We start from the raw sequence: 13,878 nt of genomic DNA, 5'->3' as shown, positions 1-13,878 counted from the left end.
CGGGTCCGCCGCCGACACAAACCACCTTCTGTACTTCATTTTGCACAGAGTAGTTATACGCACACAGTGCGCTACCGCGCGCGCTACGCCACGCCGGACCCGAGCCAGCTGTTCGCACGCATCGACGACGCATCAGTCGGGGTGGTGGCGCTCTACGCCTGCCGAAAATCGCATCCATGCAGTTCAGGCGGCATGTGAGTACTCGCGAAGGACGCCGCCGAGCCGGCCTCGTCGCCGTATGTCGAGGTCGATGATTTGCCCTGGGTCCGTGATCGGATCGGGGACAGCGCGCAGCGGCGCCGCTTGGTCCAGGACTTGGCGGGCACGATGGTGGTTGTAGAAGTGTTCATGTTCCCGTAGGGCCTGCCGCAGGTGGTGTTCGTTCCATGCGAGGCAGCGGTCGAGAAGTTCGCGGCGGCACGACTGCACCCACCGCTTCTTGGGCGAGTTCATGCGCGGCATCGGGATACCGGCGAGCACCGTTTTGATGCCGGCCTCCGGCGAGAATCTCGTCCATGAGGGCTGGGAACTTCCCATCCCGATCGCGAAGCACAAGGCGCGCCCGACGGCCCGCATTGTCCAGATCCATCACCAGATTCCTGATCGCCTGGACAAACCAGCTCGCGCTTGGATGAGCGGTGGTACCCAGCACACGGACACGCCTGGCGGCATGCTCGATGACCGCCAGGATGTACTCGCGCTGCCCGTTCAAGTGATGGTGTCTCGCTCGGAAGCGCGGTTTCGTACTGTGAGCTCGGGTTGTGCTGCACGATGGGCGGAAGTCTTCCACGTCACCCCAGCAACGATCTTGCGCTGGCGCCGCAACCTGGTTGCGCGTAAGTGGACCTTCACCGACAGGCGACGCCCGCGGCGGCCCGGCACCCACCAGCTCGCGCACACCGACCTGAAGGTGGTGAAGGCCATGTTGGGGCACGCCAGCATCGTGCTCACCGCCGACACCTACGTCTCGGTGCTGCCGGAAGCGGCCCACGAAGCCGCCCGGGAGACAGCCCGGCTGGTGCTGAACGCGGCGTCCGCACTGGGACGACAGCTCGGCGGCTGACTCAGGATTGCCTCATGTGTGCCCCATGCCGCCGACGGATGCGACAGCGCCTGGAGTTTCCGCAGGCGGAGAAGCGCGCCCTACAGGATTCGAACCTGCGACCGTCGGATCAGAAGTCCGAACACTCCGTCAAGTGAACCGCAGCCTGAGCCCGGGCCGTCCGTTGTCGGTGCCGGTTGCTAGCGTGACGCGCGCAAAGGTCCGATCACGCTGATGCGGGCAGGAGATGGCATGACGACGGCGAACGTCGGCACGGTTGACGTCACGTACTGCGAGGGGTGGGACCCGCAGGCTCGTGCCGCCGTCGCTCCGATTTCGGAGCCAGAGGCCCGTGACAGAGACGCATCAGGTGCGCAATACGCCGTTCTGCTGTCTGTCCAAGGGAGGCCGAAGGCCCTGTTCCAGGTCGACTGGGACCACGGTCATCTCGGGTTGTTCCTGTTCGACGCCTACGAACGGCGCAACAAGGAGCTGGAATACCGGCAACTGGAGCCGGGACGGCTGCACCTGGTGCGCTACCAGGAGTGGCGCCACACCTCCGACACCGACCCGGAGTTCCCTGAGCACGGCTGGCGCTTCACGATGACGATCGCCCCGGACGGACGGGCCAGGCGAGTCCTGAGCAATGCCGACGGCTCCAGTCATGCCTGGGAGAGTGTCCCGGTTGAGCACCGTACGGTGGCAAAGGCGGAGTTCGGCGCGTGGACGGCGTACGTCGATGCGCAGATGCTCGGGCTGAGCGGCCCCATCACCCTGGTGCCGGCCGAAGATCTCGTGAACGGACCGGCCTCGGGCATGATGCCCGCCTGGTCGGCCCCGCTGCCGCTGCGTCCCCGGCATCTCGAAACGCTCTTCATTCCCGGAAGCCGCCTGGCCTCCGGCGAGGGACGCGTCGCACTGATCACCGAGCCTTCGCACGCGGGGTGGATTCACCTGCCCACCGGCTCGATGATCGCCGCCGATCCCTTCCTCCTGGACGATGCCGTTCCCTTCACCGTCACCGTGGCGCCTGGTGACTACGCCGTACTGATCGCCTCGATGCGGTGGGAGGGGACGGACTGGAAGGGCGAGACCCCGGCCGTGATGGTGCGGATCCTGGACAAGCCGACCGCCAGCTGGGAGCCTGCGCTTCTGCCCGGGCAGGACGTCCGGCTGCTCAGCGCCGGTGAGTTCTTCGGGTTCGGTGTGGATGCGGGTATGGGCTGCTTCCTCGACGCCTCGGGCCGCGAGGAGCTCGGGAGGCTCGTCGAGGAGTTGGAGGAGGAGTACAACGAGATGGACCTCTCGGATTCCGAGCTCCGCGCCCCGGAGACCGGCACCAATCTGATCGCCTACCAGAGCGGGTTGGGCGACGGCAGCTACCCGGTGTGGATAGGCCGCGATGCCGACGGGGAAGTCACCGCGTTCGTGGCGGACATGCTCATCCTGCACGACGCCGACTCGCTGCCGCCCACGGTGCCGTCGACAGCCGTCTACCTGCCCCTGACCACCCCGGTGACCGACGACCGACGCGAGGCGCCCTTCACCAGTCCCGGCGCCACAGCCACGTTCATGACGACCCGGGTCAACCACGTCATTGACGGCTGGGCCGAGCATCGTCGCTCTTCAGGGTTCGACGTGGTCTAGACTGCGTGCGGCCCCAGATGATGGGCTCCTGTTCGGCCTGGGGGTCCAGGCCGCGACGTCACGCAGGGCGATCTGCGCCTCCCACGAGCGATCCGAGCCCTGGCGCAAGACACCGCCTGCGGAGCAACTCCATATGGGTCGCTGACTCCCACCTCCGTCGAGTGGATCCGACCCGGCCCTCCGTCCGGCCGTCTCCGACCCGAGCACGATTAGGTAGACACCCCACCCAGCCACATTCACCGCTCCGAAACGATCACGAACCGCCATGGCGATCGATCACTCCGCTACCTGGCGGCTGGGGACACGTTCGGGAGCGGAAGGCCCGCGCCGCCCGCCGACGCCGCGACCAAGCGATCCGCTGACGACAAACCGCTCAGGGCCATCGCCCCTCTTGCACCATCAGCACAGTTCAAAGATGGGTTCGTTGGATTATCCGCGATTGCCAGCGGGATCCTGGCCACGCCCACGACCAGGGCCGAGCAGGACACGGTGAGCGGCCGCGTCCTGTGGGCGACGACGCCGAGGGCCGCCAGGAGGTTGCTGGAGGTCCTGCCCGCCCATCGTCTTCTGGCGCCCGCCACGTGCCCCCTTCGGACGACCGCATCGGCTCGGCCCGCCCGTGCCTCCGCCGTCTCAGGCCGGATCCGGCTTTGGGCCGACGTTGTCATCCCTACGGCAGGCGGAAGTACAGATCGGCCTGCGGGCGGCCGGAAGCAGACCGATCTGCCGGCCGCCCAGAGGCTGGGCAGCGGAGTGAGCGCGCGTCGCCGGCGCCTGGGGCGCCCGGCGCGGCCCGCCCTGGCGCGCGGCGCGTGCTGGTGGGGTAGGCCCTACCAGGATGTAGCCGTCCATGCCAGTGAGCATTGGGCAGCTGGCGGGATCGTTTACTGTGATCGCCGCCCATAACGTGATGACCAGCGCCGATACGGCGCTGGATCGCCATTCGGGAGAAGTCACTTCATGCGCATCACGTCCAAGTCCCTCGCCCTCGCTCTCGCCGCCGCCACCGCCGGCACAGTCCTTGCCACCGTCCCGGCGCACGCCGCCCAGGCCACGACGCCGAGCACAACCGCCTCGCTGCAGAAGGCGATGGACGCACTGGTGGATACCGGCAACGTGGCAGGAGTGCAGGCCAGGCTCACCGAGGCCGGCAACCAGCGCGTGCTGCGCGCCGGGACCGCCCGGATCGGCGACAGCCGCCCCGTCCCGGCTGACGGGCTGTTCCGCATGGGCAGCGCCACCAAGGTCTTCACCGCGGCCACCGTGCTGCACCTGGCCGGCGAGGGACGCATCAAGTTGGACGAGCCCATCGCCACCTACCTGCCCGGGCTGCTGCCACGCGAGAACGACATCACGGTGCGGATGATCCTGCAGCACACCGCCGGGATCCCCAGCTACACCGACATGCCGGAGTTTCCCACCGTCGGCGAGCCGTACCTGAAGCTGCGTTTCACCCGGTTCACCGACGAGCAGCTGGTGGCGGCCGCGCTGGCCAAGCCGCTGAACTTCGAGCCCGGCACGCGCTTTTCCTACTCCAACACCGGCTATCTGGTGGCCGGGACGCTGATCAAGGCGGTGACCGGCAACAGCTGGCAGAGCGAGGTCACCAAGCGCATCATCAAGCCGCTGGGCCTGCGCGACACCTCCGCTCCCACCTACTCCACCTCCATCCCCGGGCCGCACGCCCACGGCTACATCAAGAAGAGCACCGGCCAATACGTCGACATCAGCAGACGCAACCCGAGCATCGCCAGCGCCGGCGGCGCGATGATCACCACCGCCAAGGACCTGACGACCTTCCTCCACAGCCTGGCCACCGGCAAGGTCCTCAAGCCCGCCCAACTCACCGAGATGAAGAAGGGCCTGTTCGTCAACCCCCAGATCGGCGCGTACGGCCTGGGCCTGAGGGTGCAGTCCACCAGCTGCGGCAAGCAGATCATCGGCCACACCGGAGGCATCCCCGGCTACCTCACCGCGGCCTACACGACCCCCGACGGCCGCACCACGCTGGCCCTGTCGGTCAACGAGAAGCAGCCGCAAACCGACCAGGCTCCCTTCGAGAAGGCGATCGACGCCGCCTTCTGCGCCTGAGACCGCCCCTGCCCCGAGGGTTCGACCTCGGGGCAGGGCAGGTGCGCGTCTGACGGCATCCAGGGCGGAGGAACCTGCGGGCAGCCGTCAGCACGAGCAGGATCTTGCGGCGACACAGGCTCATGGCCACGTCCCGCCCCCGCCGTCAGCCCGTGCCCGGGAGAGGTTCCCCAAGAGCAGGCGCAGCCGCCATCTCTTCCCCACCAGCCCTGCACATCGCGATCGCAGGTTCCTCACCCCCTCCCGTCACACCACACCGTCACCGCGGAGAACCGATGTCGCCGTCCCACCCCACCAGAGCCGCCCTCACGCCCCCGCCGGCCACCCCCCGATGGCGCCGCGCCCTGGCCCCGGCCACCGCGGCCGCCGTCGCCCTCAGCGCCCTGGGCCTGGCCGCCGCCCCGGCCCCCGCCGAGGCCGGCGCGCGGGCCCGCCCGCCCGACGCCGTACAGACGGCTCTGGAAGACCTGGTCGGCACCGGCGGCTTCCCGGGCGCTCTGGCCTCGACGCGGGACCGCGGCGGGCGCGTGCGCGACTACACCGCAGGCGTGGCGGACCTGGCCACCCGGGCGAAGGTCCCCCGCAACGGGAAGGTACGCATCGGCAGCACCACCAAGACCTTCCTCGCCACGCTCGTCCTGCAACTGGCCGGAGAGGGCAAGATCGACCTCGACGCCCCGGTCGAGACCCATCTGCCCGGCCTGATCCGCGCCAACGGCAACGACGGCCGCCGCTTCACCGTCCGCCAGGCGCTCCAGCACACCGCCGGCCTGCCCGACTACGAACACGATCTGCTCGGCTCCTGGCAATCGTGGACCCAGGCCCGCCACCGCTACTTCGAACCCCGCGACGTGCTCGACGTGGGCCTGACCCGCCAGCCCGCCTTCGCCCCCGGCACCGGCTGGGCCTACAGCAACACCGGATACATCGCGCTCGGCCTGTTGGTGCAGAAGATCACCGGCCGGCCCCTCGGCGAGGAGATCACCAACCGGATCATCACTCCACTCCGGCTGCGCGACACCTACTGGCCAGGCGTCGGCGAGCAGAACATCCGCGGCCCCCACCCCAAGGGCTACCGGGCCAAGGCCAACGAGCCGGGCGCCGAACTGGCCGAGGTCACACAGCTGGACCCGTCCTGGGCATGGGCGGCCGGACAGATGATCAGCACCCCCCGCGACGTCAACCGTTTCCTGGGCGCACTGCTCGACGGCCGGCTCCTCAAGCCCGACCTGCTGCAGCAGATGAAGCAGACCATCGCCGCGCCCGGATTCCCGAAAGGCTGGAGCTACGGGCTCGGCCTGATGAAGATCGAACTGAGCTGCGGCGGCCACGCCTGGGCCCACGGCGGCGACATCTCCGGCTACGAGGTTCGCAACGGCGCCACCGAGGACGGACGCGCGGCCACCGTCGCCGTCACCGCGATGCCCTACACCAAACCCGCCGCCGACCAGGTCAACGCCGCTCTGGACACCGCCCTGTGCGCCGAGCGACAGGAGGCGCCGCAACGCTCGAAGCCCTCTGGTGGCAAGGGCGGGAAGAGGCCGGGCCACAAGTTCGACCGGCAGGTGATCTGAGCCGCCGAACCGATGTCGACCCGGCCACCTGGTCGTCGGCGTGCAGCCGGTTCGGTGCCCATGCTGTTGCGCCCTACGGTCCCGGCACCTTGATCTTTCCCAGGACGAGTTGCTGTTGCCGCCCGGTGCGCCACTCGACCATCAGCACGGTGGCATCGTCTTGGAGTCGGCCGTGCTGGTGCTGCAGGATGCTGTGGATCAGCCGTCGGAGTGTTTCCGGGGCGGACGTGCCGTCGGCCTCGTGACGGACGATGAAGTCGATGAAGCGCTCCAGCCCGAAGGGTTGCCCGTCCGGGCTCTGGGCCTCGATGACGCCGTCGGTGTAGAAGAGCAGCCGGTCCCCGGGTTCCAACTGGTAGCGCAGCAATCCGGTGGACAGGCGCAGGCAGATGCCCATCGGCGGATCGGGCACGCTGTCCAGGGTGGCGACCTGCTGGCTCTTGCGGATCACCAGGGGCGGATGGTGCCCTCGGTTGACCCAGCTCAGCCAACCGGTCCGCAGGTCCAGATCGGCCAGGACTCCTGTGGCGAAGCGGTCGATGAACTGCTCGTCGATCGCCGCGTCGATCGCCTCGCTCGTCGCGGGCAGGTCCTTGCCCTGGCGGCGGCTGGTGCGACCGGCCCCCATGGCGATGGTGGCGGTCAGGCCGGCCGCGGTGTCGTGTCCCATCGCGTCGAAGATCGACACGCGCAGTGTGCCGCTGTCGATCGCGTAGTCGTAGGCGTCGCCGCCCACCTCGTAGGCAGGTTCCAGCGCGGCGCTGACCACCACGTTGTCATCGGCGAAGGCTCGCGGTGGGAGCAGGTTCCACAACACCTCGGCCGACAGCGTCATCGGCCGAGCGCGTACCAGGCGCGCATAGGAGTCGCTGTGCGGGCGTTTGCTGATCACCAGCAGCGAGACGAGCGAGGCCAGTCGGCCGGCCAGCGACCCCACGCTCTCCGAGCCCTGCGCCACGGTCACTCCCAGGACGCCGACCCGCTCGGTGTCATTCAGCAACGGCACCCACAGGCGCTGAGGCCCATCGCCCGCCGGCGACGTCGGCGCGGTCTCGGGCGCGGCGGGATCCAGCACGTGCCGAGCCTCGACGATCTCCATGTTGCGGAAGGCGCGTCCTGCGATGGTGGCGTCGATCCGGATCGTTTCGAGCGGGTCGCCGTACACATCACGCTGCCCGGTCAGCGGGACCAGCACCTGCTGCTGCAGGTCGGCTACGTAGATCATGGTCTGGGAGAAGCCCACCGACCGTCCGTACTCGGCGACCAGGTCAGGCAGATCCTCCAGGGAGGAGAGCTGGCTGGCGCTCAGCAAGCCGCCCAGCATCTGCTCGCCATCACCGGTCACCGCGACGCCTTCCCCGGAGTCCCTTCCCCTTGCACTAGTTCTTCTTCCCAGCCGTACGAGCTTCTCCCGCAGGCGCTGACCAGGGCTAACGCCTCGCGATTCCGTCCTGGCGCGGTGCGCTGGTGCGCAGCGTGTGCTTGCCGGCCACTGTGCGATGGTGGCCCAGGACGTCGGGGGGTTGCCAGTGCACATCGCTGGCCCAGTTCAGGCGTTCGAAGAGGCTGATGAGTGCGGCTGAGGGATCGATCTGGCGGCCGCTGCGCCCGTGCCGGGCGCAACTGGGCTGGCTGTGGTGGCCGTTGTGCCAGCTTTCTCCGAAGGACAGCAGGGCCAGCGGCCACAGGTCGGTGGAGCGGTCATGGCGGCGGGCCTTGTGCGGACGCTCACCGATCATGTGGCACAGGGAGTTGACGCTCCAGGTCACGTGCTGCAGCAGGGCGATACGGATCAGGCCGGCCCAGATGAACGCGGTCAGCCCGCCGTAGAGGCCGCCGCTGATCGCCCAGCCCGCCGCGAACGGCAGGAGGAGGGAGGCGGCGCACAGGGCAGGGTAGGCGCGGGAGATCCGCAGCATGGCCGGGTCGTTGCGCAGCAGGTCGGGAGCATACGTGGTGGCCGAGGTGGGTTCGCTGGAGAACAGCCGGCCCAGGTGGGCGTGGGCCAGGCCGCGCAGTCGTCCGCCGAGACCGGTGCCGTACCGGTAGGGGGAGTGCGGGTCGCCGGGCCGGTCGGTGAAGGCGTGGTGGCGGCGGTGTACGGCCACCCAGTCGATCAGGTTGCCCTGGAAGCTCATCGACCCGGCCACGGCCAGGACGGCGCGGAGCCACGGACGGGCGGTGAAGGAGCGGTGGGCCAGCAGGCGATGGAAGCCGACCGTCACCCCCAGCCCGGTCACGACGTAGAAGACGACGGCCAGGAGCAGGTCGGTGAGGCTGACACCGCCCCCCACGCCAGCCAGATGCCGGCGCCCAGCGCGAGGAACGGCGCGATCACGATCGCGGCGGTCAGTGTCGCCGGGGTGATACCGGCCCGCACCGGTGTCGCAGGCCGAGGGAAAGGCGAACTGCCGTCATAGCCGGCCGTCGCGGCGAGCTGGCGGGTGGGTGGCGTGCCGGTCATGCGATGATCCGGAATCGGTGCCCCAGACCGGTGATGTGCAGCAGCCGGGCCATACGCGGCGGAACGCCGGTCAGGGCGAGCGTGATGCCCCGTGACCGGGCCCGGCCTTGGGCGCCGACCAGCACGCCCAGGCCGCCGGCGCCGCAGAAGGTCACCTGGGACAGGTCCAGGACGAGCAGGCCGGTGCTGTGGGCGAGAGCGTCGATCAGCCGCCTGCGCAGCTGAGCTGTGGTGAAGATGTCGATGTCCCCCGCCAGGTGCACGAGGGTCGGCGCCGAGGCGCTCGCCTCGCCGAGTGGGGCGGTGTCGATGACGGTCATGGAGGTCTCCTGTGGAGAAGCTGGAAGGGATGAGAGGCCTGCCGGCCGAAGATCGGCCCGCCGCCGGAAAAGGGGCGGTACCCGGACCGCTCAATCCGGCCGGCAGGCGGCACGTGGGTCACGCCAGGATTGGCTCTGCCGTGAACGAGGCCGCCTTCTGCCCGTTGACCGACCCGCCCTCGTCCTCCCAGCGGGCTGAGCCGGTCGTCGCACGCGGACCGGGGCCCGCCGGCAGGTTCGCCAGAGTGAGAATGGCGTCGGCCGTCAAGCCGGCGGTGTCCTGGGCGGTGAGCTTGAGCACGGCCTCGGCGGCGCCGGCGGCGGTTCCTGACGGGATGATCAGCAGGACGACGGGCTCGCCGGACGCGAAGCTGAGAGTGATCACGCGCGGGTCGGTGTGGCGGAACCAGCCGACGCGGACCTGCCGCCCGCGGGCCGGGATGCGGCGCGGGACGTTCTGCCACGCGTCGCAATGCACGCCGACGCGGAGCGTGACCCGATCAAGCAGCCGGTCGACGGCGGCGATGAGACCGGGCAACTCCGCGGCACCGTCACTGGAGTAGGGCCACCAGGCCCCGTCCACCACCGATCGCCGATTCGGCACCGGGTGGAGACTGAGCCGTAGTGCGGAATCGGCCCGAGGCATCGCGGATGAGGTGGGGCTGAGCGGTGCGGGCTGCTGAGAAAGGAGTGTCGGCGTCATGGTCGCTGACCTATCCGGGCCCCTTCGAAAGGGGCCTGTGGTAGTTCGCCGGGGGCGACGCAGACCTGAGTGCCAACGCTCGAGAAGTCCTCGGTACCTTCATTCTACCTCCTACTTCCGGAATCACATAATTCCGGAAGTAGACTTTGTGGATGACTTCGGGAAACTCGCCCTCGGGATTCACGGAGCCGGCCGGGGTCGCTTCCGGAAACCCGCGCCGGTCACGGGCCGTCCCGCTCCCCGCTCCCCACGCCGCCGTCCTGGCCGACTACACCGCCGCACTCGAGCGCGCCCCGCTGGCCGACTCCACCAAGACCAAGTACGCCTCCCGGCTGCGCGGCTACCTGGCGTGGCTGGCCGTCCAAGCCGACGCCGCCGCCCTGGACGGCGATCCGCTCACCGATGCGGTCGTGGCCGCCGGCGCGGTACGCGACTTCCGCCGCCACCTCAAGGACGGCCGCCGCGCTCCCAACACCATCGACGCCTACCTGTCGGCCATCGACGACTTCTACGCCCGCCGCGGGCTCGGCAAGCCCCGGACGCGCCGCGAACGCGACTCCCGCCGCACCGCCCCCCGAGTCCTGGACGCCCGGCGCACCCGCCGCTACATCCGCCACGTCCAGCTCACCGCGTCCCCGCGCGACAAAGCCGTCGCCCTGCTGCCCTACTACGCCGGCCTGCGAATCTCCGAAGTCGTCGGCCTCGACCTGACCGACGTGCGCCTCTCAGTCCGCAAGGGCGAACTGCGCATCCGCGGACAGGGCCGCGACGGCGGCAAGATCCGCCTGCTGCCCGTCCACCCCGACCTGCGCCAGGCCCTGGCCGACTGGCTGGCAACCCGCGCCGGCTGGAAGGGAGCCGGCACCCACGCCGCGCTGTTCCTCAACCAGCGCGGCGGTCGTCTGAGCGACCGCGCTGCCCGCGACATCATCACCGGCCTCGGCGACGCCGTCGGTCTGGGCGACGACCCCACCGAGCCCTTCAGCTCGCACGTCCTGCGCCACACCTTCGCCACCCAGCTCGTCCGCCACGGCACGGACCCCGTCCTGGTCGCCGAACTCCTCGGCCATGGCTCGTTGGACACCACCCGCCGATACGGACTGCCGACCGAAGCGGACAAGGCAGCCGCCTTGAACGCCCTGATCAGCGACCATTAGCCGTGCCAAGCGGCGAGATCGCCCTGCTTGCCCTGCACCTCATCATCCGGGGGATCGAACACATCAACCTGCTCGTGATCCCACCCGACACCACACCCGCAGCCGCCGACAAGGCACTCGACCTGGCCACCCGATGCCGAGGCCGCACCCGCTCCGGCGACATCCTCGCCGCCGCGGACCACGACGGTCCCGCCGCCGAGGAGGAGCAGCGCCTGGCCGGTTGGGACAACGAAGGCGGCCGGACCCGACAGCCCGCCCGCGAGGACCCCACACTCTGATCACGCGTTCGGTGGCGCAGTTCAGCGGTGACGCCGCCTACTGCTCCGCGGGTGGTCGTGCGGCGGTCCTGGTGGTCCTCCCTCGCGTTCACGACGGTGCCGCACCTGACGCGGGAAGTCAGTCCTGCAGACGGACGACGATGACTACGGTCGTGCCGGCCGGGCCGGTGGTCACCGTGAGCGAGTCGCTGAGCTCGGCCATCAGCCACAGCCCGCGGCCGTGGTCACGGTCGCGGGCAGGCATCGATGCCCGCTGCCGGTAGTGGCGGACCGGGATCCCGGGGCCATGATCGCTGATCTCGCAGCACAGCAAGCCATCGGCCTGCCACAGGCGGACCAGCCCGGCTCCACCACCATGATCAAACACGTTGGCCACACCTTCGTGCACCGCCAGTTCAAGATCTTCCCGCCGAGCCGACGACAGCCCCTGCTGGGTGGCATGGGCGCTCACGCCCTTCCGCAATGCGCTCTGATCGTACGCGGCCGCACCACCCGGCCCGGACGTACTCAGTGCCCAGGTCAGCAGCGGGTCTCGGCATTCCGGCGGCGGCCCGGACATCCCGCTCACCGGTCACGCCTACTCATCGCCGATCACCGGGACCGTCGGCTGCGGTCCGAGGGAGCTGCCACCTGGACGCGCCGCACGCCCGCCCTCGTCGCGACATGCCGACAGCGGCCGGGACATCAGCCGATGGAGGGGCCACGCCGGTCGGCACGGGCAATGGGACGGCCAACGGCGCCTTGGACATCATGGTCCCTTCGATGGCGCGATCAGCGTGACTTGCGGGAGCGACGACGACCGCAGTGCAATCAGAGTCTGACTCGGGACACCTCTACCCCTGTGGCGAAGGAGGAAACGCCCAAGAAGTCCGGCTGCTGGCGAGGCCCTTGCTCTCCATCGACAAGCCTCCTCCATCCACGAGATCGCCAAGCCGACTCGAAGAGGCTCCTTGTGGCGGATGAAGTGACAGATGTCCGGACGACCGTACAACCCAGCAAGATCGGTAACGGACGGGGCCGGGCCTGATGTCGCGGGGACGGGTCTGCAACGGGGCGCGGGGTGGTCATGTCCAGCAGGAGTAGCGCGCCGAAGTCGGGGGTGCCGGGCCCGGCGCGCCTGGCTCGCCGCGCCTCACCCACCGCCGGGAACGCCACCAGGGCAAGCCCGGCCTCATGGCCTCACAGCCGAGCAACCGGCGACTCCCATGTCTGGTGACCAGCGGCCACACCAGCGGATTTACGTAGTCACACTGCCCGGGCGGGAGCGGTGAAGTCCCGCCGGATCAGGTCGGGCACCTTCTGCTGCGAGGGTTCCGCCACGGTGGTGCGCACCTTCTTGCGCAGGTGCGGCCCTCGCGACATGACAACCGCTGTCCATCCCTCGGAGCGGACGCCCGGCGGGAGCGGGAGCGCGCGTCACGCCGCGCCCCCAGCACAGACGCCGGTCACTGTCACACGAGCAGCGCCTCGAGCTCCGGAAGTCGGCCGAACATGTCGGGGAGACCGCGTACGCCGTTGCGCACGGACTCGTGCGACAGCGCGAGGGCAGGGCCGGTGCTCGCCTCGACACCGGCCAGGCAGCGCAGGATGTTCCACCTCGTGAACCCCAGCCAGCCGCCGATCATGAACACGAACCAGCTTGGACCCGACGGCGGCAGGGCTCCGCCCCCCGCGACGTAGCCGTCGAGGACCGAGCGGAAGATGCTGGGCTCGATGTTGTCGAAGCCAGATCCCTTCGCGAGGCTCAGCGCGGTCGAGCCGAGCTCACTGGCCAGGTCGAGCATCCCCGAGAGCTCCCAGTCGAGCACCACCGGTCGACCGTCTCGAGCGAGCAGGTTCCACGGTTGGATGTCCTTATGGGTCAGCACGACGGGGCCTGGCCGTTCGCAGGTGTCGACGAAGTGGGCAATCGCGAGGAACGTCTCGACGTGAGAGGCGAGTTCGTCGGCCCACGGCTGTCCCGTCGCCGCCGCCCGCGCGGCGAGCTCGGGCCAGTCCCGTGACGTCGGCTCCTCGATCGGCACATGGGTCCACGCGACGTCGAGCGCGTGGATGCGCGCGAGGATCTCACCGATCTCGAACGCGTATGCCGCCGACACCGGTGCTTCGGGCACCTTCTCTCCCTCGACCCACCGGTGGACGAGCGTGTGGTGGCCGGCCGAGATCGGCTCTGGCATCGGGATGCCGGCAGCGAAGGCCGCCCGCTCGAACCTGAACACGTCCTCGACGCGATAGGTCCAGCGGCGGTCGACGAGGTTCAACTCCTTCACCGCGAACGACCCCTGGTCGGTGTCGAGCCGGTACATCCGGTTGGCCAACCCGCCCTGGACGCGGATCATCGGCCCGACCGGGGCGCCGAGATGCGAGAGGTTGGAGGGCACGTCGTCGTCCGCGGTCACCCCACGCAATCTAGTCGTTGTCTGGGCGCACAGTGAAGGTACGGCAATCTATCCCTGCCATACCGGACGAATACGGCACAAACGTAGCGGAGATTTCTCTCTTCCGGGCCTCCATCGGGCCAGAGCCATATGCGCCCGATTTGCGCGAGTACTCCGGAACCCCCGAAATCTCAAAGTTCAGACGATGTGAAGGGCCTTCAGGA

Annotated in this window: 13 protein-coding genes and 1 tRNA gene; 6 read left to right on the top strand and 8 right to left on the bottom strand. The window is 69.3% G+C overall.

The features are described from left to right. Window positions 1-183 precede the first annotated feature (183 nt). Complete coding sequence (locus AB0C33_RS46510) at window positions 184-453, bottom strand: hypothetical protein (protein ID WP_358300702.1); 270 nt, start codon at window positions 451-453, stop codon at window positions 184-186. On the opposite strand from AB0C33_RS46510, the gene AB0C33_RS46505 reads away from it, so the two are divergent. Beyond that, on the top strand, window positions 440-1,063 hold the full coding sequence (locus AB0C33_RS46505; RefSeq protein WP_358300699.1) for a hypothetical protein: 624 nt from the start codon (window positions 440-442) through the stop codon (window positions 1,061-1,063). The two genes, AB0C33_RS46510 and AB0C33_RS46505, sit on opposite strands and share 14 nt — an antisense overlap. Before the next feature lie 74 nt (window positions 1,064-1,137). Here the strand turns inward: AB0C33_RS46505 and AB0C33_RS46500 are convergent. After that, window positions 1,138-1,205, bottom strand: a tRNA-Arg gene (locus tag AB0C33_RS46500). 89 nt (window positions 1,206-1,294) lie between these two features. Between AB0C33_RS46500 and AB0C33_RS46495 the strand changes: the two genes are divergently transcribed. From AB0C33_RS46495 to AB0C33_RS46485, 3 genes are all read left to right on the top strand, one after another. Continuing rightward, the gene (locus tag AB0C33_RS46495; RefSeq protein ID WP_358300697.1) at window positions 1,295-2,689 is read left to right on the top strand and encodes a DUF4241 domain-containing protein; all 1,395 of its coding nucleotides are present in this window, start codon (window positions 1,295-1,297) and stop codon (window positions 2,687-2,689) included. A gap of 960 nt (window positions 2,690-3,649) precedes the next feature. After that, entirely contained in the window at window positions 3,650-4,780 is a 1,131-nt protein-coding gene (locus tag AB0C33_RS46490) for a serine hydrolase domain-containing protein (protein WP_358300694.1), read from the top strand. Between the two features lie 275 nt (window positions 4,781-5,055). Then, window positions 5,056-6,354, top strand: coding sequence for a serine hydrolase domain-containing protein (locus tag AB0C33_RS46485; RefSeq protein WP_358300691.1), 1,299 nt, complete (start codon window positions 5,056-5,058; stop codon window positions 6,352-6,354). A 73-nt stretch (window positions 6,355-6,427) separates the two neighbouring features. On the opposite strand, the gene AB0C33_RS46480 is transcribed toward AB0C33_RS46485, so the two are convergent. The 4 genes from AB0C33_RS46480 to AB0C33_RS46465 form a co-directional block, all read right to left on the bottom strand. Beyond that, on the bottom strand, window positions 6,428-7,699 hold the full coding sequence (locus AB0C33_RS46480) for a GAF domain-containing SpoIIE family protein phosphatase (protein WP_358300688.1): 1,272 nt from the start codon (window positions 7,697-7,699) through the stop codon (window positions 6,428-6,430). Between the two features lie 85 nt (window positions 7,700-7,784). Then, window positions 7,785-8,648, bottom strand: coding sequence for an acyl-CoA desaturase (locus AB0C33_RS46475; RefSeq protein WP_358300685.1), 864 nt, complete (start codon window positions 8,646-8,648; stop codon window positions 7,785-7,787). Window positions 8,649-8,814: 166 nt separating this feature from the next. Then, the gene (locus tag AB0C33_RS46470; RefSeq protein WP_358300683.1) at window positions 8,815-9,138 is read right to left on the bottom strand and encodes an STAS domain-containing protein; all 324 of its coding nucleotides are present in this window, start codon (window positions 9,136-9,138) and stop codon (window positions 8,815-8,817) included. 118 nt (window positions 9,139-9,256) lie between these two features. Further along, window positions 9,257-9,784 (bottom strand): DUF5994 family protein, encoded by a 528-nt coding sequence (locus AB0C33_RS46465; protein ID WP_358300840.1) that lies wholly within the window; start codon window positions 9,782-9,784, stop codon window positions 9,257-9,259. A gap of 209 nt (window positions 9,785-9,993) precedes the next feature. On the opposite strand from AB0C33_RS46465, the gene AB0C33_RS46460 reads away from it, so the two are divergent. Further along, entirely contained in the window at window positions 9,994-10,998 is a 1,005-nt protein-coding gene (locus tag AB0C33_RS46460; protein ID WP_358300680.1) for a tyrosine-type recombinase/integrase, read from the top strand. A 2-nt stretch (window positions 10,999-11,000) separates the two neighbouring features. Continuing rightward, the gene (locus tag AB0C33_RS46455) at window positions 11,001-11,276 is read left to right on the top strand and encodes a hypothetical protein (RefSeq protein WP_358300677.1); all 276 of its coding nucleotides are present in this window, start codon (window positions 11,001-11,003) and stop codon (window positions 11,274-11,276) included. 118 nt (window positions 11,277-11,394) lie between these two features. Here AB0C33_RS46455 and AB0C33_RS46450 read toward each other — a convergent pair whose 3' ends face one another. Together AB0C33_RS46450 and AB0C33_RS46445 are read right to left on the bottom strand one after the other, a co-directional pair. After that, window positions 11,395-11,835, bottom strand: coding sequence for an ATP-binding protein (locus AB0C33_RS46450; protein WP_358300837.1), 441 nt, complete (start codon window positions 11,833-11,835; stop codon window positions 11,395-11,397). An 892-nt stretch (window positions 11,836-12,727) separates the two neighbouring features. After that, a complete protein-coding gene (locus AB0C33_RS46445) occupies window positions 12,728-13,675 on the bottom strand; it encodes a phosphotransferase (RefSeq protein ID WP_358300674.1) in 948 nt (315 codons plus the stop codon). Window positions 13,676-13,878: the final 203 nt, after the last annotated feature.

It is taken from the genome of Nonomuraea sp. NPDC048881 (genome assembly GCF_040649795.1).
Lineage (GTDB): Bacteria > Actinomycetota > Actinomycetes > Streptosporangiales > Streptosporangiaceae > Nonomuraea.
This window is presented reverse-complemented; position numbering and strand designations above follow the sequence as displayed.

Excerpts from the sequence above, each read along its gene's own strand:
- AB0C33_RS46485 (WP_358300691.1), top strand. The coding sequence starts at position 5,056 with ATGTCGCCGTCCCACCCCACCAGAGCCGCCCTCACGCCCCCGCCGGCC.
- AB0C33_RS46510 (WP_358300702.1), bottom strand. The coding sequence starts at position 453 with ATGAACTCGCCCAAGAAGCGGTGGGTGCAGTCGTGCCGCCGCGAACTT.
- AB0C33_RS46470 (WP_358300683.1), bottom strand. The coding sequence starts at position 9,138 with ATGACCGTCATCGACACCGCCCCACTCGGCGAGGCGAGCGCCTCGGCG.
- AB0C33_RS46450 (WP_358300837.1), bottom strand. The coding sequence starts at position 11,835 with ATGTCCGGGCCGCCGCCGGAATGCCGAGACCCGCTGCTGACCTGGGCA.
- AB0C33_RS46465 (WP_358300840.1), bottom strand. The coding sequence starts at position 9,784 with ATGCCTCGGGCCGATTCCGCACTACGGCTCAGTCTCCACCCGGTGCCG.
- AB0C33_RS46490 (WP_358300694.1), top strand. The coding sequence starts at position 3,650 with ATGCGCATCACGTCCAAGTCCCTCGCCCTCGCTCTCGCCGCCGCCACC.
- AB0C33_RS46460 (WP_358300680.1), top strand. The coding sequence starts at position 9,994 with ATGACTTCGGGAAACTCGCCCTCGGGATTCACGGAGCCGGCCGGGGTC.
- AB0C33_RS46495 (WP_358300697.1), top strand. The coding sequence starts at position 1,295 with ATGACGACGGCGAACGTCGGCACGGTTGACGTCACGTACTGCGAGGGG.